We start from the raw sequence: 1,585 nt of genomic DNA on the forward strand, positions 1-1,585 counted from the left end.
GGGTGGTGCCGGTCCCAGACCTCCGCGAGCACCGCGCCGGACAGGGCCGAACCCCGGTAGCGGACGATCCGGGCCGGCGCCCGGATGCCCGCCGTCTCCACCTCGCCGTCGGTCAACTCGGCGCGCAGGGAGGCGAGATCGGAGACCGGGTCGTCACAGAACAGCGGGCGGGCGGGCGTGTTGCCGGGGTCGCGGGCCACCGCGAGCTCCCAGGTGAGCAGGCGCGCGGCCTCGGCCACCGCGCTGTGGGCGGCACCGTTGAGGACCGCCAGGGCGATCCGGGAGGCGGTCGGGTGCAGGACGGCGGCGGCCGACTGCCCGGCGGCCTGGCGGGCGGACCGGCCGGGGGAATCGGCCGGGTCGGCGATCTCGCGGTCCGCGCCCGCGAACCACTCCTGGGCCTGCTGCGGGGCCAGGCTGGCGCAGCCCGCGAGGAGTTCCGCGAGGGTCAGCCGGCCGAGCACATGGGCGGCGATCAGGTCGGCGAGCAGCTCGGCCTCGGCGGGGCGGAGGTCCTCCAGGCCGACCGCGGACCGCAGTTCGGCGTCGTCGACGAGCTCGTCGGCCCGTGCGGCCGGGTCCTCGGGGGACTCCGCGGCGGCCGTGGCCCCGTCGGCCAGGTTGACGGAGATCCGGGCCCGCAGCAGTTCCTCCGTGGGGGCCGGCGGGCAGATGAGGCCGTACCGGCCGGACAGCAGCGGGGTCGCCGTCGGGCCGGCGGCCACGACCAGCACGGCGAAGGAGTCGGAGGCGGAGAGCGCCGTGGCGAGGGCGTCCAGTTCGAGCTCGCTCGGGGGCTCGGCGACGCTGCCGCGGACGAAGGGGAGTTCGAGCAGGTAGCCGTGCCCGCGCCGGGCGTCGTCGGACGCGGTGGCGGCCAGCTGCCGTACGGCGGTCTCCGGGGAGACCCGGGAGACCCGGGGCGACGGCTCCGCGACGGCGCCGGCCGCGGGGCCGTCCGTCGGGGCGTCCTGCGCGGCGCCCTCGGCGGACGGCCGGTGCTGCGTCAGCTCGTCGAGCAGTGCGAGCGCGGTGCAGGTCCGCCCGGTGCCAGGGGCGCCGGCCAGCACCAGGACCCGCTGCCGGCGCAGCGCCCGCTGGAGCTCGACGTAGCCCGCCGGCTCCCGGTAGATCCGGCGGACCCGCCGCAGCTCCGCCTCGGGGACCGGTCCGCCGACCCCGCCGACCGCCTGCCGGCTGTCCAGCCGCAGGTGGATGTCGCCGATGTGGGCCTGGTGGAAGACGGTGCGGTCGAACAGGTTGTGGTCGCCGGCCACCCGGTAGGAGCCGCGGGCCTCGCGGTGGGCCCGGGAGGTCGCCCCCAGGCCGGCGGCGGGCCCGCCCTCGTCGTCCTCCTCGTCGAGCAGGCTGTCGCGGCTGCGCTCGCGGAACCGGCCGGCGGCCTGCTCGCGTTCGGCGCGCTCCTGCTCCTCGGGGTCCGGGCGGCGGCCGTCCCCGACGTGGCCTTCCGGCTGCGGAACGCCGGCTCCGGCGCCCGGCCCGGCGTTCGCCCCCGCGCCCGCTCCCCCGCCGGCGGGGGCGGGGCCCTGGTCGGCGGGAGTCCGCGGACGGCCGGCGTCGGAGC

General features: G+C 79.1%; 1 pseudogene. It reads right to left on the reverse strand.

The features are described from left to right. Positions 1-1,585, reverse strand: a pseudogene (locus tag ACFU6K_RS38585) (hypothetical protein); the annotation flags it as partial.

The sequence above is a fragment of the Kitasatospora sp. NPDC057512 genome, from assembly GCF_042802135.1.
GTDB lineage: Bacteria > Actinomycetota > Actinomycetes > Streptomycetales > Streptomycetaceae > Kitasatospora.